Annotated in this window: 27 protein-coding genes; 3 read left to right on the top strand and 24 right to left on the bottom strand. The window is 62.4% G+C overall.

Annotated features, from left to right (window positions below; all coding sequences use genetic code 11):
- Nucleotides 1-6: 6 nt before the first annotated feature.
- From GXK59_RS03220 to GXK59_RS03195, 6 genes are all read right to left on the bottom strand, one after another.
- Entirely contained in the window at nt 7-1,017 is a 1,011-nt protein-coding gene (locus tag GXK59_RS03220) for a DNA-directed RNA polymerase subunit alpha (protein ID WP_024366109.1), read from the bottom strand.
- A 133-nt stretch (nt 1,018-1,150) separates the two neighbouring features.
- Nucleotides 1,151-1,552 carry a 30S ribosomal protein S11 gene (gene rpsK / locus GXK59_RS03215; protein ID WP_018773682.1) on the bottom strand — a complete coding sequence of 134 codons (402 nt, stop codon included), beginning with the start codon at nt 1,550-1,552 and terminating at the stop codon, nt 1,151-1,153.
- Between the two features lie 41 nt (nt 1,553-1,593).
- Entirely contained in the window at nt 1,594-1,968 is a 375-nt protein-coding gene (rpsM, locus tag GXK59_RS03210; RefSeq protein ID WP_024366110.1) for a 30S ribosomal protein S13, read from the bottom strand.
- A 175-nt stretch (nt 1,969-2,143) separates the two neighbouring features.
- Nucleotides 2,144-2,257: a 50S ribosomal protein L36 gene (gene rpmJ / locus GXK59_RS03205; RefSeq protein ID WP_009358722.1), complete on the bottom strand. Its 114-nt coding sequence runs from the start codon at nt 2,255-2,257 to the stop codon at nt 2,144-2,146.
- A 69-nt stretch (nt 2,258-2,326) separates the two neighbouring features.
- The gene (gene infA, locus GXK59_RS03200) at nt 2,327-2,548 is read right to left on the bottom strand and encodes a translation initiation factor IF-1 (RefSeq protein ID WP_009358723.1); all 222 of its coding nucleotides are present in this window, start codon (nt 2,546-2,548) and stop codon (nt 2,327-2,329) included.
- A 177-nt stretch (nt 2,549-2,725) separates the two neighbouring features.
- Entirely contained in the window at nt 2,726-3,793 is a 1,068-nt protein-coding gene (locus tag GXK59_RS03195) for a P1 family peptidase (RefSeq protein ID WP_160664318.1), read from the bottom strand.
- Between the two features lie 266 nt (nt 3,794-4,059).
- On the opposite strand from GXK59_RS03195, the gene GXK59_RS03190 reads away from it, so the two are divergent.
- The 3 genes from GXK59_RS03190 to GXK59_RS03180 all read left to right on the top strand — a co-directional run bounded on the left by GXK59_RS03190 (nt 4,060) and on the right by GXK59_RS03180 (nt 7,375).
- The gene (locus GXK59_RS03190; RefSeq protein WP_202129050.1) at nt 4,060-5,010 is read left to right on the top strand and encodes a carbohydrate ABC transporter permease; all 951 of its coding nucleotides are present in this window, start codon (nt 4,060-4,062) and stop codon (nt 5,008-5,010) included.
- The gene (locus GXK59_RS03185; RefSeq protein WP_160664316.1) at nt 5,007-5,945 is read left to right on the top strand and encodes a carbohydrate ABC transporter permease; all 939 of its coding nucleotides are present in this window, start codon (nt 5,007-5,009) and stop codon (nt 5,943-5,945) included. The genes GXK59_RS03190 and GXK59_RS03185 overlap by 4 nt, the downstream gene beginning before the upstream one ends.
- 83 nt (nt 5,946-6,028) lie before the next feature.
- The gene (locus GXK59_RS03180; RefSeq protein ID WP_160664314.1) at nt 6,029-7,375 is read left to right on the top strand and encodes an ABC transporter substrate-binding protein; all 1,347 of its coding nucleotides are present in this window, start codon (nt 6,029-6,031) and stop codon (nt 7,373-7,375) included.
- Nucleotides 7,376-7,579: 204 nt separating this feature from the next.
- Here the strand turns inward: GXK59_RS03180 and map are convergent, their stop codons facing one another.
- The 18 genes from map to rpsS form a co-directional block, all read right to left on the bottom strand.
- Nucleotides 7,580-8,407, bottom strand: a complete 828-nt coding sequence (map, locus tag GXK59_RS03175) for a type I methionyl aminopeptidase (RefSeq protein ID WP_160664312.1) — start codon at nt 8,405-8,407, stop codon at nt 7,580-7,582.
- 103 nt (nt 8,408-8,510) lie between these two features.
- On the bottom strand, nt 8,511-9,080 hold the full coding sequence (locus GXK59_RS03170) for an adenylate kinase (RefSeq protein ID WP_202129049.1): 570 nt from the start codon (nt 9,078-9,080) through the stop codon (nt 8,511-8,513).
- 5 nt (nt 9,081-9,085) lie between these two features.
- Nucleotides 9,086-10,396 (bottom strand): preprotein translocase subunit SecY, encoded by a 1,311-nt coding sequence (secY, locus tag GXK59_RS03165; protein WP_160664308.1) that lies wholly within the window; start codon nt 10,394-10,396, stop codon nt 9,086-9,088.
- A 185-nt stretch (nt 10,397-10,581) separates the two neighbouring features.
- Complete coding sequence (gene rplO, locus GXK59_RS03160) at nt 10,582-11,076, bottom strand: 50S ribosomal protein L15 (protein ID WP_160664306.1); 495 nt, start codon at nt 11,074-11,076, stop codon at nt 10,582-10,584.
- A complete protein-coding gene (rpmD, locus tag GXK59_RS03155; protein WP_160664304.1) occupies nt 11,076-11,282 on the bottom strand; it encodes a 50S ribosomal protein L30 in 207 nt (68 codons plus the stop codon). Before rpmD ends, rplO begins: the two co-directional genes overlap by 1 nt.
- A 3-nt stretch (nt 11,283-11,285) precedes the next feature.
- Entirely contained in the window at nt 11,286-11,972 is a 687-nt protein-coding gene (gene rpsE / locus GXK59_RS03150; RefSeq protein ID WP_029704662.1) for a 30S ribosomal protein S5, read from the bottom strand.
- 26 nt (nt 11,973-11,998) lie between these two features.
- Complete coding sequence (gene rplR, locus GXK59_RS03145) at nt 11,999-12,382, bottom strand: 50S ribosomal protein L18 (protein WP_024366121.1); 384 nt, start codon at nt 12,380-12,382, stop codon at nt 11,999-12,001.
- Between the two features lie 2 nt (nt 12,383-12,384).
- Nucleotides 12,385-12,921, bottom strand: a complete 537-nt coding sequence (gene rplF, locus GXK59_RS03140; protein WP_024366122.1) for a 50S ribosomal protein L6 — start codon at nt 12,919-12,921, stop codon at nt 12,385-12,387.
- Nucleotides 12,922-12,939: 18 nt separating this feature from the next.
- On the bottom strand, nt 12,940-13,338 hold the full coding sequence (gene rpsH / locus GXK59_RS03135; protein ID WP_024366123.1) for a 30S ribosomal protein S8: 399 nt from the start codon (nt 13,336-13,338) through the stop codon (nt 12,940-12,942).
- A gap of 97 nt (nt 13,339-13,435) precedes the next feature.
- Entirely contained in the window at nt 13,436-14,017 is a 582-nt protein-coding gene (gene rplE, locus GXK59_RS03130) for a 50S ribosomal protein L5 (RefSeq protein WP_024366124.1), read from the bottom strand.
- On the bottom strand, nt 14,017-14,376 hold the full coding sequence (rplX, locus tag GXK59_RS03125; protein ID WP_136321880.1) for a 50S ribosomal protein L24: 360 nt from the start codon (nt 14,374-14,376) through the stop codon (nt 14,017-14,019). The genes rplE and rplX overlap by 1 nt, the downstream gene beginning before the upstream one ends.
- Nucleotides 14,377-14,379: 3 nt before the next feature.
- Nucleotides 14,380-14,748, bottom strand: a complete 369-nt coding sequence (rplN, locus tag GXK59_RS03120) for a 50S ribosomal protein L14 (protein WP_024366126.1) — start codon at nt 14,746-14,748, stop codon at nt 14,380-14,382.
- Nucleotides 14,749-15,122: 374 nt separating this feature from the next.
- Nucleotides 15,123-15,431, bottom strand: a complete 309-nt coding sequence (rpsQ, locus tag GXK59_RS03115; RefSeq protein WP_035739337.1) for a 30S ribosomal protein S17 — start codon at nt 15,429-15,431, stop codon at nt 15,123-15,125.
- On the bottom strand, nt 15,428-15,763 hold the full coding sequence (rpmC, locus tag GXK59_RS20850) for a 50S ribosomal protein L29 (protein ID WP_024366128.1): 336 nt from the start codon (nt 15,761-15,763) through the stop codon (nt 15,428-15,430). The genes rpsQ and rpmC overlap by 4 nt, the downstream gene beginning before the upstream one ends.
- A 2-nt stretch (nt 15,764-15,765) precedes the next feature.
- Entirely contained in the window at nt 15,766-16,182 is a 417-nt protein-coding gene (gene rplP, locus GXK59_RS03105; protein WP_024366129.1) for a 50S ribosomal protein L16, read from the bottom strand.
- On the bottom strand, nt 16,183-17,025 hold the full coding sequence (gene rpsC / locus GXK59_RS03100) for a 30S ribosomal protein S3 (protein ID WP_024366130.1): 843 nt from the start codon (nt 17,023-17,025) through the stop codon (nt 16,183-16,185).
- A complete protein-coding gene (gene rplV, locus GXK59_RS03095) occupies nt 17,026-17,391 on the bottom strand; it encodes a 50S ribosomal protein L22 (protein WP_003803798.1) in 366 nt (121 codons plus the stop codon).
- A 38-nt stretch (nt 17,392-17,429) separates the two neighbouring features.
- Entirely contained in the window at nt 17,430-17,711 is a 282-nt protein-coding gene (gene rpsS, locus GXK59_RS03090) for a 30S ribosomal protein S19 (protein WP_018773666.1), read from the bottom strand.
- Between the last annotated feature and the right edge of the window lie 11 nt (nt 17,712-17,722).

The raw sequence follows: 17,722 nt of genomic DNA, 5'->3' as shown, positions 1-17,722 counted from the left end.
TGTTTGTTAGAGCTCGTCGTCGCTGAAAGCGGCGTCGTCCTCTTCAATTGCTGCGGCGCGTGCTGCGAGGTCAAAACCGGGAGGCGAGTCCTTGAGGGACAGGCCCAGTTCAACCAGCTTTGCCTTGACCTCATCGATGGACTTCGCACCGAAGTTACGGATGTCCATGAGGTCGGCCTCGGAGCGGGCCACGAGTTCACCCACGGTGTGGATGCCCTCACGCTTGAGGCAGTTGTAGGAACGGACGGTGAGGTCCAGATCCTCGATCGGCAGGGCCATGTCTGCTGCCAGGGCAGCATCCGTCGGCGACGGGCCAATCTCGATACCTTCAGCTGCGGTGTTCAGCTCGCGGGCCAGCCCGAACAGTTCCACCAGGGTGGTACCTGCCGAAGCAACGGCATCGCGCGGGGCGATGGCCTGCTTGGTCTCGACGTCGACAATGAGCTTGTCGAAGTCAGTGCGCTGCTCAACACGGGTAGCTTCCACGCGGAAAGTAACCTTCAGGACCGGCGAGTAGATCGAGTCGACCGGAATGCGGCCGATCTCGGAGTCGCCAGACTTGTTCTGAGCTGCCGAAACGTAGCCGCGGCCGCGCTCGATGGTCAGTTCGAGTTCGAACTTGCCCTTCGAGTTCAGCGTGGCAATGTGCAGATCCGGGTTGTGGAATTCGACGCCGGCCGGCGGAGCGATGTCCGCGGCGGTGACGACTCCCGGGCCCTGCTTGCGCAGGTAGGCAACAACCGGCTCGTCGTGCTCGGAGGAAACCGACAGGTTCTTGATGTTCAGGATGATCTCAGTGACATCTTCCTTGACACCCGGAACCGTGGTGAACTCGTGCAGCACGCCATCGATCCGGATGCTCGTGACAGAGGCACCGGGGATGGAGGAGAGCAGGGTACGGCGGAGGGAGTTTCCGAGGGTGTAACCGAAACCGGGCTCCAGCGGTTCAATGATGAAACGGGAGCGGTTATCGGAGACGACCTCTTCGGAGAGGGTGGGGCGCTGTGCAATGAGCACTTAGGTTTCCTTTCGGCGAGCATCCGCTATATGACGCAACACAGGTGGTGGAAAGATCGGTCTGAAGACTTAACGCCGCCGGGCTTGCCCGGACCATTGAAGGTCCGGGCAAGCACCGGTGCGTTGGAAAGCCTTAGACGCGGCGGCGCTTCGGCGGACGGCAGCCGTTGTGGGCGCTGGGGGTTACATCCTGGATGGATCCAACCTCAAGGCCAGCAGCCTGCAGTGAACGGATAGCCGTTTCGCGTCCCGAACCCGGGCCCTTGACGAATACGTCAACCTTGCGCATACCGTGCTCCTGCGCACGCTTTGCGGCGGCTTCGGCGGCCATCTGGGCTGCGAACGGGGTGGACTTACGTGAGCCCTTGAAGCCAACCTCACCGGAGGAAGCCCAGGAGATGACAGCACCGTTCGGGTCCGTGATGGAAACGATGGTGTTGTTAAAGGTGCTCTTGATGTGCGCCTGGCCCAGCGCGATATTCTTCTTGTCCTTCTTACGCGGCTTGCGAACCGCGCCACGAGTCTTCGGGGGCATTTTTTCTCCTACAGAAAGTTATCGGGTGGAAGACGAGCGGTTTAGCGCGTCTTCTTCTTGCCTGCGACGGTGCGCTTCGGGCCCTTGCGGGTACGCGCGTTCGTCTTTGTACGCTGTCCGCGCACTGGCAGGCCCTTACGGTGGCGAATACCTTCGTAGCTGCCGATTTCAACCTTGCGGCGGATATCTGCTGCTACTTCGCGGCGAAGGTCACCCTCAACCTTGTAGTTGCCTTCAATGTAATCACGCAGCTGGACGAGCTCGGCGTCGGACAGGTCCTTGACCCGAACGTCCGCGCTGATGCCGGTGGCAGCCAGGGTTTCGTGTGCACGGGTCTTGCCCACGCCGTAGATGTAAGTAAGCGCAATTTCCAACCGCTTTTCGCGGGGAATGTCTACGCCAGCGAGACGAGCCATAGAGGCAGTGCTCCTTGAATAAACCGGAGGTCGTAGGCAGTACACCCGCACAAACCGTGCGGCCCCAGCCTCCGACCGGGGGTTAGCTGTACGGGCCCATATGTCCCAGATCAGCTTGTGCTGCCTTTTATTTACTTGCGTGGGTTAGCAACCCAGGATTTCCCGAAGAGGGAAATTAGCCCTGGCGCTGCTTGTGGCGCGGGTTCTCGCAGATCACCATGACCCGGCCATTACGGCGGATCACTTTGCACTTTTCGCAGATCTGCTTAACGCTCGGCTTGACCTTCATGGCGTTCCTTTGCGTGTTGCAGTTGGTCAGCTGGACCGGCTTTGAGCTGTTGCTTTGGCCGGCCAGTGTTTACTTGTAGCGGTAGACGATACGACCACGTGTCAGGTCGTACGGGCTCAGCTCCACCACTACCCGGTCCTCAGGGAGAATCCTGATGTAGTGCTGGCGCATCTTTCCAGAGATGTGTGCCAGAACGATGTGCTTGTTGGTGAGCTCAACGCGAAACATCGCGTTAGGCAGCGCCTCAGTCACAACGCCCTCGATCTCAATGACCCCGTCCTTCTTGGCCATACCCTCCGCTAACTGTTGTTTGCCGCAGCCCTCCGGCTTGCACCGGAAATGACCGCGGACGTTTTTGATTGATTGGCTGATGCCTCCCGGCCACAAAAGGGCACAACAGGGCAGACAACCAACAGACAACATTACGGCATTACCGCCCGAATGTTAAATCCAGCAATCGTAGCGCACTCAGCGTCCGTATGCACCAAAATCGCCCGCCGGCGTGCTCACGGCTTCCGCGCGGGCAATCCCGTCCAGGATGGCCAGGCGCACGACGTCGGCTGCCGCGCTCTGCAGGGTGATGAGGCTCACCTGCCGCGCGGACTCGCTGCTGCGGTCCAGTGCGAGCGCGCCGGTGGCGAGGCAAAAGACCGTGTCGCCGTCGGCCAGGGTGTGGCTGGGATTCAGTGCACGGGCCAGTCCGGCGTGGGCGGCAGAGGCTGTGCGCTTGCATTCGGCCTTGTCCAGCATCGCGTTGGTTGCGACGACGACGAGTGTCGTGTTGAGGGGCGGCAAATTCGAAACCCTCTGCGTGCTCGCTCGTTCCTCCCCACCGGCACCCTCGCCTCGCAAGCTCGGCCAGGGAACCCCGCCGTCGTGGCCCCCGCATAGACGCACGCTGCCGGGTTCCGGATCCGCCGCCCCGTCCGGATTCGCGCTCTTTGCGGCGTTAGCCACTGATGTTTCAAAGGGCAGTCCCAGCGCGTTAACTACGGCCAGGACTCCGACCACGACGCCGTTGTCCAAGGTGATGGAGGCTGTGCCCACGCCTCCTTTGTACTTGCCCCGGCCGATGAGGGCTCCGGTGCCGGCTCCTACGTTGCCTCGTTCGACGTCGTGCCCTTCCTGCCGGGCGGCGGCGTCCGCGGTGGCCGCGTAGCCCATGGCGGCGTCCGGGCGCGCGGCGAAGTCCCCGCCGCGGCCAAGGTCAAAGATGGCCGCGGCCGGCACGATCGGGACCAGGCCGCCGGGCACGGCGAACCCCCTGCCGTTCTCCTCGCACCAGCGCTGGGCGCCGTGGGCCGCGGCAAGGCCGTAGGCGCTTCCCCCGCTGAGGACGATCGCATCGACGGTACGGGTCAGTGTTGTTGGGTCCAAGGCATCGGTTTCATGCGTCCCGGGACCGCCGCCCCGGACATCGACGGAGCCCACCGTCCCGGCCGGCGGCAGCACCACCGTCACCCCGCTCAGCCAGCCTTCACCCACCCTGCCGGCATGGCCCACCCTCACGCCCGGCACATCCGTAATCGCAGTCATGGCTCTATTGTGCGCCCCCGCGGCGGCGACTGCCCACAGGCGCCACTCCATCGCCTGGACGAATCGCGGCCGCGTGGCTGTGGCCCAAACAAGCGTTATGTAATCCTCCATGCAACACGATGTGAACAGGCGACGAAGCCTTGGACAACAAAGCTTTGCTGGGGCCTTGGGCGGGATTTTGGCCACCAACCATGTGGTGAAGTGATAGCAAGGTATCCCCGCCCACCCGCCTGCCACCGGCAGGCACGGACCCGTTAGAGACCTGAATGACTCGACAATTGACCTACCGCCCCCGCGCTGTCGTGGAGGCCAGGCCGGCCGCTGCGCCGCGCGCCCGCTGGTCCGCCAGAACCCGCCGGGACTTCTTCGTTTTCCTGGCCCTGGCCCTCCCTAACCTCCTCCTGATTGCGGTGTTTACCTACCTCCCGCTCTTCAACAACATCTACTACTCCACCCTGGACTGGACCCTCGGCTCGGCGTCGGCCACCGTGGTGGGCTTCGACAACTACGTCACGTTCTTCACGAGTTCGGACGCCACCAAGGTCTTGGGCACCACCACCGTTTTCACCGTTATCACGGTCGGCGGTTCCATGGTCCTGGGCCTCCTGGTGGCCCTTGCCCTGAACTCCAGGATCCGCGGGACGACGTTCGCGCGCTCAGCCGTCTTCGCCCCGTACGTGCTCAGCGGGGTCGGCGTCGGCCTCGTCTGGCTGTTCATTTTCGATCCCGGCTACGGGGTGCTCGCCTGGCTCCTGCGCGGCCTCGGCCAGCAGAGCCCCCAGTGGATCAATGATCCGCAACTGTCCCTGGTCATGGTCATCATCGTCTACGTCTGGAAAAACCTCGGCTACTGCGCCGTCGTCTACCTGGCCGGGTTGCAGTCGCTCCCGCAGGACGTCATGGAGGCCGCGTCACTGGACGGAGCCAACGGTTTCCGGCGCTTTGTCAGCATGGCCCTGCCGCTGCTCTCCCCCACCACGTTCTTCCTGCTCATCACCACCATGCTGAGCTCGTTGCAGGCCTTCGACCTGATCCGGATTATGACCCCGCTGGGCAACGGCACCAGCACGCTGATCTACGAGGCCTATCTCCAGGCCTTCGGTGCGTTCAACCGGGCCGGCTACTCGGCCGCAATCTCGGTGATTCTGTTCGCCATCCTGCTCATCATCACCGTGCTTCAACTGCGGTTCGTCGAACGGAAGGTGCACTACTCGTGAGCCTGCTCTCCCCCGTCAGCCCCGATCCCGCCGCCCAGGCCGGCCCCGCCTCCGCTCCGGATTCCGGTCCCGACATTCCGCTGCACCGCCACCGGCCGTTCTCGCGGGCCAACCTGACGAAGACCATTGCCGGCGGCTACCTTCCGCTGATCCTCACCACCCTGGTGGTGTTCCTGCCCCTGCTGTGGATGGTGCTGAGCTCCTTCAAGCAGCCCGGCGAAATCATCACCATGGACTTGAAGATCCTGCCGGAGGGCGTAAATCTCGAGAACTACAACATCGCCATGACGACGGTGCCGTTCGCCCAGTTCTTCATGAACAGCCTGATTGTCACCAGCGTGGGCGCCACCATCAAGGTCCTCCTGGCCATCCTGACCGCCTATGCGCTGGTGTTCGTCCGGTTCCCGTACAAGAACGTCATCTTCGTGCTGATCCTCGTGGCCCTGATGGTCCCCCCGCAGGTGTCCATCCTGCCCAACTACATCCTGATTGCCGGGATGGGCGGCAAGAACACCCTGTGGGGCATCATCCTCCCGGGCCTGGGCACGGCGTTTGGCACCTTCCTGCTGCGCCAGCACTTCATGACGCTGCCCGCCTCCATCCTGGAATCGGCAGAGATCGACGGCGCCGGCCACTGGCGCCGCCTGTGGCAGATCGTGGCACCAGTCTCCGGCCCGTCGATCGCCACGGTCGCGCTCGTCGTCGTCGTGAGCGAATGGAATGACTACATCTGGCCGCTCATCATCACCGACCGCCCCGAAACGATGACCCTGCCGGTGGGCCTGACCCTGCTGCAGAACTCCGAGGGCAACGGCTCCGGCTGGGGCATCCTGATGGCCGGTGCCGTCCTGGTGATCGTCCCCATCCTGCTGGTCTTCGCCGCGCTGCAGCGCTACATCGTGGCCGGCCTGACCCAGGGCAGCGTCACCGGGTGACGCTGCGTTCGAACTTTCCCCTTCAATCACAGTCACCACCGTCACCACAGTCACCACAGTCAGCATCATCGAGAGGATCCACCATGGCTTTGAATCTTGACCGCCGGAATTTCCTGGGACTGGCAGGCGCCGGAGCCGGTGCCGCCGCGCTGGCTGCCTGCGGAGGCCCGTCCACTGCAAGCACCGGGGCTGCGACCGCTGCCGCCGACATCGATTTCTCCGGCGTCAAGCCCGCAGCCTCGATCGACTTTTGGTCCAACCACCCGGGCAAGTCCCAGGACGTGGAGAAGGCCATCATCGAGAAGTTCCACGCCAAGTTCCCGGACATCAAGGTCAACCTGGTCACCGCCGGGGCGAACTATGAGGAAATCGCGCAGAAGTTCCAGACCTCGCAGGCTGCGAAGTCCGGCCTCCCGGGCCTTGTGGTGCTCTCCGACGTGTGGTGGTTCCGCTACTTCTCCAACGGCAACATCATCGCCCTGAACAGCCTGGTGAAGCAGCTGGACATCAAGGTGGATGACTTCCAGAAGTCCCTCATCGCCGATTACCAGTACGAGGACAAGCAGTGGGCGCTCCCCTACGGCCGCTCCACCCCGCTGTTCTACTACAACAAGGACCACTTCAAGGCCGCCGGGCTGCCGGACCGCGCTCCGAAGACGTGGCAGGAATTTGCCGAGTGGGCACCCAAGCTGAAGGCCAGCTCCGGCGCCCAGTACGCCTACATCTACCCGGCGCTGGCCGGCTACGCAGGCTGGACGCTGCAGAACAACCTGTGGGGCTGGGGCGGCAGCTGGTCCAACGGTTGGACCTTCAATTGTGATTCCGCCGAGTCGGTCGCCGCCCTGCAGTGGGCCCAGGACTCGATCTTCAAGGACAAGTGGGCCGGCGTCTCGTCCAAGGAAGCCGCCGACGACTTCGCCGCGGGCATCACCTCGTCCACCATCTCCTCCACGGGTTCCCTGCTGGGGGTCCTGAAGTCCGCGAAGTTCAACGTGGGCGTCGGCTACCTGCCGGGCGGTCCGAAGAACGAAAGCCCGGTCTGCCCCACCGGCGGCGCTGGCCTGGGAATCCCCAGCGGTGTCAGCAAGGAGGTGCAGCTCGCAGCCGCCACCTTCCTGAAGTTCATGACGGCACCGGAAAACACGGCGCAGTTCTCCGCGGCAACCGGCTACATGCCGACCCGCACCTCGGCTGACATGACCTCCGTGCTGGCCGCCACCCCGCAGATCAAGACGGCGATGGACCAGCTGGCCGTGACCCGGGTCCAGGACAACGCGCGCGTGTTCCTGCCCGGCGCGGACCAGGAGATGGCCAAGTCCGCCGCCGCTATCCTCACCCAGCAGGGGGACGTCAAGGCCACCATGACGGCGCTCAAGGCAACGCTGGAAGGCATCTACACCAAGGACGTGAAGCCCAAGCTCAAGAGCTGACGCGGCGCCGGACCTCTGCCGACACGACGAATCCCTGGCGACGCTGGTTTACCAGCATCGCCAGGGATTCCTCGTATCACGGGCCACGATGCGCGTCGTCAGGGATTCCTCGTATCACGGGCCACGATGCGCGTCGTCAGCGCCGGAGCGCGTCGCAGGCGTCTTCGGTCAGGATGGCCGAGCCAAGGTTCGGTTTCGGACCGGTCAGGGAATCGGGACGGGCACGACGCCGAGCGGGGCCAGCTTGGCGGCTCCCCCGTCGGGTGCCGAGAGGACCCAGATGCCCTTTTCGTGGACCGCCACGGAATGCTCCCACTGGCAGGACCGCTTGCCGTCGGTGGTCACCACCGTCCAGTCGTCCTCCAGCACGGCGGTTTCGATGCTGCCACGCACCAGCATCGGTTCAATGGCCAGGCACAGCCCGGGGCGGATCTTCGGCCCGCGGTGGTTGGTGCGGTAGTTCGGCACATCCGGGGCCATATGCATCTCGGAGCCGATGCCGTGGCCCACGTAGTCCTCGAGGATGCCCAAAGCCTTGCCGGGCACCGCGGACACATAGTCGTCGACGGCGACTCCGATGTCGCCGACGAACTTGCCGGTCGCCAGTGCGGCAATCCCATGCCACATCGCGGCCTCGGTGACGTCGGAGAGCCTCTGGTCCTCCGGGTCGGCGGTGCCCACGATCACGGTGCGGGCGGAGTCCGAGTGCCAGCCATCAAGGATCGCGCCTCCGTCGATCGAGAGGATATCCCCGTCCTGGAGGACGCGGTCACCGGGGATGCCGTGCACCACCTCCTCGTTGACGGAGGTGCAGATCGTGGCCGGGAAACCGTGGTAACCGAGGAAATTGGAGGTGGCTCCGGCGTCTTTGAGCACGGCGGCGAACACGGCGTCGAGGTCTTTCGTTGTCTTACCAGGGGCGGCGGCCGCAACGGCGGCGTCGAGGGCCCGGCTGAGGACGAGTCCGGCCTCGTGCATGGAGCGCATCTGGGCGCTGGTCTTGTATTCGATGCGTGGCTGGCCGAATGCCATCCGCAACTTCCTTTCAGTGGGACCGTGCCGCCCTGGGGCGCACGGCCAAATGGCTGAGGCCCCTCCCGGTCGTCCGGGAGGGGCCTCAAGGTTTGTGGGCCGATCAGGCCGACTGGGCCTCTTTGATGGCCTGCATGACGCGGTCGGTGACCTCATCGATGCCGCCGATGCCATCGACACGGGTCAGGATGCCGCGGTCGGCATACTTCGCGACGACAGCCTCCGTCTGGCCGTGGTACAGGTCCAGGCGGTGCCGGATGACTGCCTCGTTGTCGTCGGTGCGTCCGGTTTCCTTGGCGCGGCCCAGCAGGCGGGTGACAAGTTCCTCGTCATCGGCCGTGAGCTGCAGGACGACGTCGAGCTTCCGGTCGCCATCGGCCAGGATCCCGTCGAGGTAGTCCACCTGCGCGGTGGTGCGCGGGTAGCCGTCCAGGAGGAAGCCGTTGTCGACGTCGTCCTCGCTGAGGCGGTCGCGGACCATCTTGTTGGTCACGCTGTCCGGGACGAAGTCGCCGGCGTCCATGTACTTCTTGGCTTCGATGCCAAGCGGCGTCTCACCCTTGACGTTGGCGCGGAAGATATCTCCCGTGGAGATCGCAATAACGCCGAGGCGCTCCGAAATGCGTTCCGCCTGCGTTCCCTTGCCGGATCCGGGAGGTCCGATAATCAACATTCTCGTCATCGCAAAAGCCCTTCGTAGTGACGCTGCTGTAGCTGCGCATCAATCTGCTTGACGGTCTCCAAACCTACGCCGACCATGATCAGGATCGACGTGCCACCGAACGGGAAGTTCTGGTTGGCATTGATCAAGACCAGGGCGACCAGCGGGATAAGTGCCACAAAAGCCAGGTAAATGGCACCGGGGAGCGTAATCCTGGAAAGCACATACTGCAGGTAGTCTGCGGTCGGCTTGCCGGCACGGATACCCGGAATGAAGCCGCCGTACTTCTTCATGTTGTCAGAAACTTCTTCAGGGTTGAAAGTGATCGCAACATAGAAGTAAGTGAAGAACACAATCATGGCGAAGTAGAGCGCCATGTAGATCGGGTGGTCACCGCGGACCAGGTTGTTGTTGATCCACTCCACCCAGGGGGCCAGCGGCTCGCCGGGCTTCGGTTGGTTGAACTGCGAGATCAGGCCCGGCAGGTACAGCATCGAGGAAGCGAAGATGACGGGCACGACGCCGGCCATGTTCACCTTGATCGGGATGTACGTGCTGGTGCCGCCCACGGTGCGGCGGCCAATCATGCGCTTCGCGTACTGCACCGGGATGCGGCGCTGGGACTGCTCCACGAAGACCACGGCGGCTACGGTGAGCAGGCCGATCACCAGGACCAGGAAGAACGTCCCGGGGCCCTTGGAGGTCCAGATGGCGCCGAGCGAGCCGGGGAAGCTGGAAACGATCGAGGTGAAGATCAGCAGCGACATGCCGTTGCCGACACCCTTTTCGGTCACGAGCTCACCCATCCACATAATGAGGCCGGTGCCGGCCGTCAGCGTGATGATGATGAGGATCGTGGTGACGAGGCTGGTGTCCGGGATGATCGGCAACTGGCAGTTCGGCAGCAGCTGGCCCGAACGCGCGAGCGACACGAGCGTCGTGGCGTTCAGCAGGCCCAGGGCGATCGTGAGGTAACGCGTGTACTGCGTCAGCTTCGACTGGCCGGAGGCGCCTTCCTCGTACAGCATCTGGAACCGGGGAATGACCACCCGGAGCAGCTGGACGATGATGCTGGCCGTGATGTACGGCATGATGCCCAGGGCGAAGACGGACACCTGCAGCAATGCACCGCCGCTAAACAGGTTGACGAGCTGGTAGATACCGCCCGAGGTCTGACCGTTCTGCAAGCATTGCTGGACATTCTGGTAGCTCACACCAGGCGAGGGGATGAAGGCACCCAAGCGGAAGATTGTGATGATTCCCAGCGTGAACAACAACTTGCGTCGCAGATCAGGCGTGCGAAAGGCCCGGCCAAATGCGCTAAGCAAGCGTCCTCCTGAGTAATAAGTAAAGTGGTGTGAGACAGGTCAAATAAACCCAACAACCGAGTCTAACGGGTGGACGCGTCCTGCGAACAATCGCAGGGCCGGGAAAAAAGAAAAACTCCCGGTACCTGGGGCCTGGGCCCCGGGTACCGGGAGTTTTCACAACGGGCAACTGCCCCGCCGCCTCCTTAGAGGGCGGTGGTGCTTCCGCCTGCTGCTGCAATCTTTTCTGCGGCGCTGGCCGAGAATGCGTGGACGGTGACATCGACCTTGACGGTGATGTCGCCGGTACCCAGCACCTTGACGGGCTGGTTCTTGCGAACGGCACCCTTTTCGACCAGGTTCTCCACGGTGACTGCGCCACCTTCCGGGAACAGCTCGTTGAGCTTGTCCAGGTTTACAACCTGGTACTCAACCCGGAACGGGTTCTTGAAGCCGCGCAGCTTCGGCAGGCGCATGTGCAGCGGCAGCTGGCCGCCGGCAAAGCCAGCCTTGATCTGGTAGCGGGCCTTCGTACCCTTGGTACCGCGACCTGCGGTCTTACCCTTGGAACCTTCACCACGACCAACTCGGGTCTTGGCGGTTTTGGCACCCGGGGCGGGACGCAGGTGGTGAACCTTCAGTGCGTTCTGCTTCTCAGCAGCGGCGACCTGTGCCTTTTCGGCGGTGTTCTTCTCTGCCATTACTTCGCCTCCTCTACCTTTACCAGGTGCGGAACCGTGTTGAGCATTCCGACGGTCACGGCGTCGGCGGTGCGGACAACGGTGTGTCCGATCCGCTTCAGGCCGAGGGACCGCAGGGTGTCGCGCTGGTTCTGCTTGCCGCCAATGGCGGACTTGATCTGAGTGATCTCCAACTGTGCGTCGGAGACAAGCACGTTCTTAGCCATGACTCAGACACCTGCCTTCTGGTTCAGGAGCGCCTTCACCATTGCCGGCGGGGCGATCTCGTCGAGCGGGAGGCCGCGGCGTGCTGCCACTGCTGCCGGCTCTTCGAGGCGCTTCAGCGCGTCAACGGTCGCGTGAACGATGTTGATGGCGTTGGAAGATCCGAGCGACTTGGAGAGGATGTCGTGGATGCCCACGCACTCCAGTACTGCACGGACCGGACCGCCGGCGATAACACCGGTACCCGCGGAAGCCGGACGCAGCATGACGACGCCTGCGGCGGCCTCACCCTGGACACGGTGCGGGATGGTGCTGCCGATGCGGGGAACGCGGAAGAAGGACTTCTTGGCTTCTTCCACGCCCTTCGCGATGGCGGCGGGAACTTCCTTGGCCTTGCCGTAGCCGACGCCGACCATACCGTTGCCGTCACCGACGACGACGAGGGCGGTGAAGCTGAAGCGACGACCACCCTTGACGACCTTGGAAACACGGTTGATGGTTACGACGCGCTCTACGAACTGGCTCTTTTCGGCTTCGCGGCCACCGTCGCGGCCACCACGGCCACCACGGTCTCCACGACCCTGGCCCTGGCCGCGGTCGCCACGCTCGCCACGACGGGCGCCACCACGGGCGCCGTCGGTGGTAGCAGGCGCAGCGGTCTCAGTTGCCGGAGCAGCTACAGCTTCAGTCACCTGAATGTCCTTTTCGTTATTTTCGGTCACAGTGCCAGCCCACCTTCACGTGCGCCGTCAGCGACGGCGGCGATCCGGCCGTGGTACTTGTTACCACCGCGGTCGAAGACAACAGCTTCGATACCGGCAGCCTTGGCACGCTCGGCGACGAGCTCGCCAACGCGCTTGGCCTTGGCAGTCTTGTCACCGTCGAATGCACGAAGGTCGGCTTCCAGAGTGGAGGCGCTCGCTACGGTCAGGCCCTTGCTGTCATCGACAACCTGGACGAATACGTGGCGTGCGGAACGGTTGACGACCAGACGAGGACGTACAGCCGTTCCGGAGATGCGCTTGCGGATACGAAGCTGGCGGCGGCTGCGCTGGGCAGACTTGCTCTTGTTCGTACGCTTCTTGTTAATTGCGATCGCCATGGTTACTTACCAGCCTTTCCGACCTTGCGGCGGATGACTTCGCCTGCGTAACGGATGCCCTTGCCCTTGTAGGGGTCCGGCTTCCGCAGCTTGCGAATGTTGGCAGCAACCTCGCCGACCTGCTGCTTGGAGATACCTGAAACAGAGAGCTTGGTCGGGGTCTCTACTGCAAAGGTGATGCCGTTCGGTGCCGTGATGTTAACCGGGTGGCTGAAGCCCAGAGCGAACTCCAGGTCAGATCCCTTTGCCTGAACGCGGTAACCAGTACCAACGATTTCAAGCTTCTTCTCGTAGCCTGCGGTGACACCCTGGATCATGTTGGCGATCAGGGTGCGGGTCAGGCCGTGCAGCGAACGTGAGGCGCGCTCGTCGTTCGGGCGGGCGACAGTCAGGGTGCCATCTTCCAGGGAAACCTCGATCGGGCTGGGCACAGTGTGGCTCAGCTCGCCTTTGGAACCCTTGACGCTGACGACAGAGCCGTCAACCTTGACCTCAACGCCGGCAGGAACGGTGATGGGGAGACGTCCAATACGTGACATTATTCTCTTCCTTTCCCGTTACCAGACGTAAGCGAGGACTTCGCCGCCCACGCCCTTCTTGCCGGCCTGCTTGTCAGTCAAGAGGCCGGAAGAGGTGGACAGGATTGCGACACCCAGGCCACCGAGCACGTGCGGCAGGTTGGTGGACTTTGCGTATACGCGCAGTCCCGGCTTGGAAATACGACGAACGCCAGCGATTGAACGCTCGCGGTTCGGACCGAACTTGAGCTCGAGGGTCAGCTTCTTGCCAACCTCAGCGTCTTCTTCTTTCCAGGAGGCGATGTAACCTTCGGCCTTCAGGATGTCGGCAACGCGTGCCTTGAGCTTGCTGTACGGCATAGACACGGATTCGTGGTATGCCGAGTTTGCGTTGCGCAGACGCGTAAGCATGTCTGCGACGGGATCTGTCATTGTCATGGTGGGCTCTTGCCCTTCCTCATAACGGTTTCCGCCGTGCAGGTCGTACCGAAAGTAAATTCGGAACCAGCGCGGACGGACCTTTTACGTAGCTAGATTAATCTTCGGTCTTGAACGGGAAGCCAAGCGCCTTGAGCAGCGCGCGGCCTTCGTCGTCGGTCTTGGCAGTGGTCACGACGGTGATGTCCATGCCGCGAACGCGGTCGATGGAATCCTGGTCGATCTCGTGGAACATAACCTGCTCGGTCAGACCGAAGGTGTAGTTGCCGTTGCCGTCGAACTGCTTGCCGCTGAGGCCCCGGAAGTCACGGATACGCGGCAGAGCCAGCGTGACCAGACGGTCCAGGAATTCCCACATGCGGTCCCCACGCAGAGTTGCGTGTGCACCGATCGGCATGCCTTCGCGCAGCTTGAACTGTGCGATCGACTTGCGGGCCTTGGTTACCTGCGGCTTCTGGCCGGTGATCAGGGTCAGATCGCGGACAGCGCCGTCGATCAGCTTGGAGTCCTTGGCGGCATCTCCAACACCCATGTTCACAACGACCTTTACCAGGCGGGGAACCTGGTTGACGTTCTCGTACTTGAATTCCTCAACGAGCGTGCTCTTGATGGAATCCGCGTACTTGGTCTTCAGACGAGGAACGATCTTGCTTGCCGGAGTCTCGAGAGTCTCAGTCATTAGATGTCCTTCCCTGAGCTCTTGGCCACGCGGACACGCACGTCGCGCTTCACGCCATCGCGCTCAACGGTCTCGGTGCGGAAACCGACGCGGGTGGGCTTCTTGGTGGACGGGTCAACCAGAGCCACGTTGGAGATGTGGATCGAAGCCTCGACGACTTCGATGCCACCGGTCTTGGTGCCGCGCTGCGACTGACCGACCTTGGTGTGCTTGGTTACGCGGTTAATGCCTTCGACCAACACGCGGTTGGTCTCGGGGAAGACGCGCAGAACCTTGCCCTGCTTGCCCTTGTCGCCGCCGCGCTCAGCCTTGGCGCCAGTGATGACCTGAACCAGGTCGCCCTTTTTGATCTTAGCCATGGACTAAAGCACCTCCGGAGCCAGAGAAACGATCTTCATGAACTTCTTATCGCGAAGTTCACGACCAACCGGTCCGAAGATGCGGGTACCGCGGGGGTCACCGTCAGCCTTCAGGATCACAGCTGCGTTCTCGTCAAACTTGATATAGGAACCATCCGCACGGCGGCGTTCCTTCTTGGTACGGACGATGACAGCCTTGACGACGTCGCCCTTCTTTACGTTGCCGCCCGGAATTGCGTCCTTGACGGTAGCGACGATTACGTCGCCAATGCCTGCGTAGCGACGGCCAGATCCACCGAGAACGCGAATGGTAAGGATTTCCTTAGCACCCGTGTTGTCGGCGACCTTGAGTCGCGACTCCTGCTGAATCACTATTTACTCCTTGCGTCGCGCGGGTTCTCAGACCGAAAATCTTCCTACGGAATGAGCCTTGCGGAACGGTTGATCGGGGTGTCTCTTGACCTGCCTGGATTTTGCCAGACCAGGCCTAAACTCCCGTGCCAAAAACATTTGCTTCCCAGGTGGATCCCGACGGGTCGGGCACGAGGGGGCACTATGCCGTGGCACGCTTGTTTACGAGGTTTAATGACGGCGCACAGAAGGCGCCATACAAACTCAAAATCTTAGCACGTTTCGCGCCTATCCCCATATCACAGCAAGGCTGCAGGGAGGGAACGGAGAAACCCCCGCTCCCAGAAGGGAACGGGGGTTTCTCTACTGCAACCGCCTGGGCGGTAGTGCAGGTGTTACTTGGCCTTCTCGAGGATCTCCACCAGACGCCACCGCTTGGTAGCGGAGAGCGGGCGGGTCTCGGCGAGGAGAACGAGGTCGCCGATGCCGGCGCTGTTCTCTTCGTCGTGAGCCTTGATCTTCGTGTTGCGGCGAAGGACCTTGCCATAGAGGGCGTGCTTCACACGGTCCTCGACCTGGACAACGATGGTCTTTTCCATCTTGTCCGAGACCACATAGCCGCGCTTCGTCTTACGGTAACCGCGCTCGTCAGCCGTAGCTGCGCCGGAAACAGTTTCCGTCACGTTCTCGTCCTTTTCACTCACTTGGCGTCCTCCTCGGTCTCAGCCTCGGCCGGCTTTTCAGCCTTCTCAGCCTTGGCTGCGGACTTCTTGGACTTCTTTTCTTCCTTGGCTTCCACAACCGGTGCGGCAACCTCGGCACGAATGCCCAGCTCGCGCTCACGGAGAACGGTGTAGATGCGGGCGATGTCCTTCTTTACCGCGCGCAGACGACCGTGGTTCTCCAGCTGACCGGTGGCGGACTGGAAACGCAGGTTGAACAGCTCTTCCTTGGCCTTACGGAGTTCTTCAACGAGTCGCTCGTTGTCGAAACCGTCCAGCTGTGCGGATGCAAGTTCCTTGGATCCTACTGACATTTCTATTCACCACCTTCGCGACGCAGAATGCGTGCCTTCAACGGGAGCTTGTGGATCGCCAAGCGCAGTGCCTCACGGGCAGTTTCTTCATCGACACCGGAGATCTCAAAGAGAACCCGGCCCGGCTTGACGTTTGAGACCCACCATTCCGGAGAACCCTTACCGGAACCCATGCGGGTTTCGGCCGGCTTCTTCGTCAGCGGACGGTCCGGATAGATGTTGATCCAGACCTTGCCGCCACGCTTGATGTGGCGGGTCATCGCAATACGGGCAGACTCGATCTGACGGTTGGTGACGTATGCCGGGCTCAGAGCCTGGATACCCCACTCACCGAAGGAGACCTTGGTGCCGCCCGTAGCAGCGCCGGAACGACCCGGGTGGTGCTGCTTACGGTGCTTGACTCGACGTGGGATAAGCATTTAAGCCTGTCCTCCTTCTACTGCCGGTGCGGCTGCGGTAGCTGCTTCAACAGCCGGAGCTTCGGCAGCAGCGGGTGCAGCCTCGGCCGGGCGGTCGTTGCGACGACGGCGGTCACCACGGTCAGCGCCGCTCGGGCGGCCCGGGCGGTCGCTGGGACCACGGCCGCGGGACGGTGCAGCAGCTGCCTGCTGAGCCAGTTCCTTGGCGGTGACGTCACCCTTGTAGATCCAGACCTTCACGCCGATGCGGCCGAAGGTGGTCTTGGCCTCGTAGAAGCCGTAGTCGATGTTCGCGCGGAGGGTGTGCAGGGGCACACGGCCTTCGCGGTAGAACTCCGAGCGGGACATTTCTGCGCCGCCCAGTCGACCCGAGCAAGCGATACGGATGCCCTTGGCACCTGCACGCTGTGCGGACTGCATGGCCTTCTTCATCGCACGGCGGAAAGCCACGCGGGAAGTCAGCTGCTCAGCAACGCCCTGGGCAACAAGCTGTGCTTCCATCTCGGGGTTCTTGACCTCGAGGATGTTCAGCTGAACCTGCTTACCGGTGAGCTTTTCGAGCTCGCCGCGGATGCGGTCTGCTTCTGCGCCGCGGCGGCCGATGACGATGCCCGGACGTGCCGTGTGGATATCCACACGGACACGGTCGCGGGTGCGCTCGATTTCAACCTTGGCGATACCGGCGCGCTCCATGCCCGTGGACATGAGCTGGCGGATCCGGATGTCTTCGCGAACGAAGTCCTTGTACCGCTGGCCGGGCTTGGTGCTGTCAGCAAACCAGTGCGATACGTGATCGGTGGTGATGCCGAGTCGGAACCCGTGCGGGTTAACTTTCTGTCCCACTTAGCGAGCCTCCTCTTTCTCCGGGGTAGCGACTACCACGGTGATGTGGCTCGTGCGCTTCTTGATCTGAAATGCACGACCCTGGGCTCGCGGCTGGAACCGCTTCATGGTCGGGCCTTCATCAACAAACGCTTCGCTGATGATGAGGTCACCTTCGTCAAACGCCACGCCGTCGCGGTCCGCGAGGACCCGGGCGTTGGAGATTGCCGACTGAACTACCTTGAATACCGGCTCTGAAGCTGCCTGCGGGGCAAACTTCAGAATTGCCAGAGCCTCATTCGCTTGCTTACCACGAACAAGGTTGACGACGCGCCGGGCCTTCATAGGCGTTACGCGGATGTGACGCGCAATTGCCTTGGCTTCCATTGCTTTCCTTCTCTCGTCTTTGACGTAAGTGCAGGCGCCTAGCGGCGCTTGCCCTTACGGTCGTCCTTGACATGGCCGCGGAATGTCCGCGTGGGAGCGAATTCGCCGAGCTTGTGCCCGACCATCGACTCAGTGACAAACACGGGGATGTGCTTGCGTCCGTCGTGTACGGCGATCGTGTGGCCGAGCATGTCGGGGACGATCATCGAACGGCGGGACCAGGTCTTGATGACGTTCTTGGTGCCCTTTTCGTTTTCCCTGGCTACCTTTACAAAGAGGTGCTGGTCAACGAAAGGACCTTTTTTCAGGCTGCGTGGCATGTGTCCAGGCT

The organism is Pseudarthrobacter sp. ATCC 49987 (genome assembly GCF_009928425.1).
Taxonomy (GTDB): Bacteria; Actinomycetota; Actinomycetes; order Actinomycetales; family Micrococcaceae; genus Arthrobacter.
The sequence above is the reverse complement of the archived record's forward strand: the minus strand, read 5'-3'. Positions and strand labels throughout refer to the sequence as shown.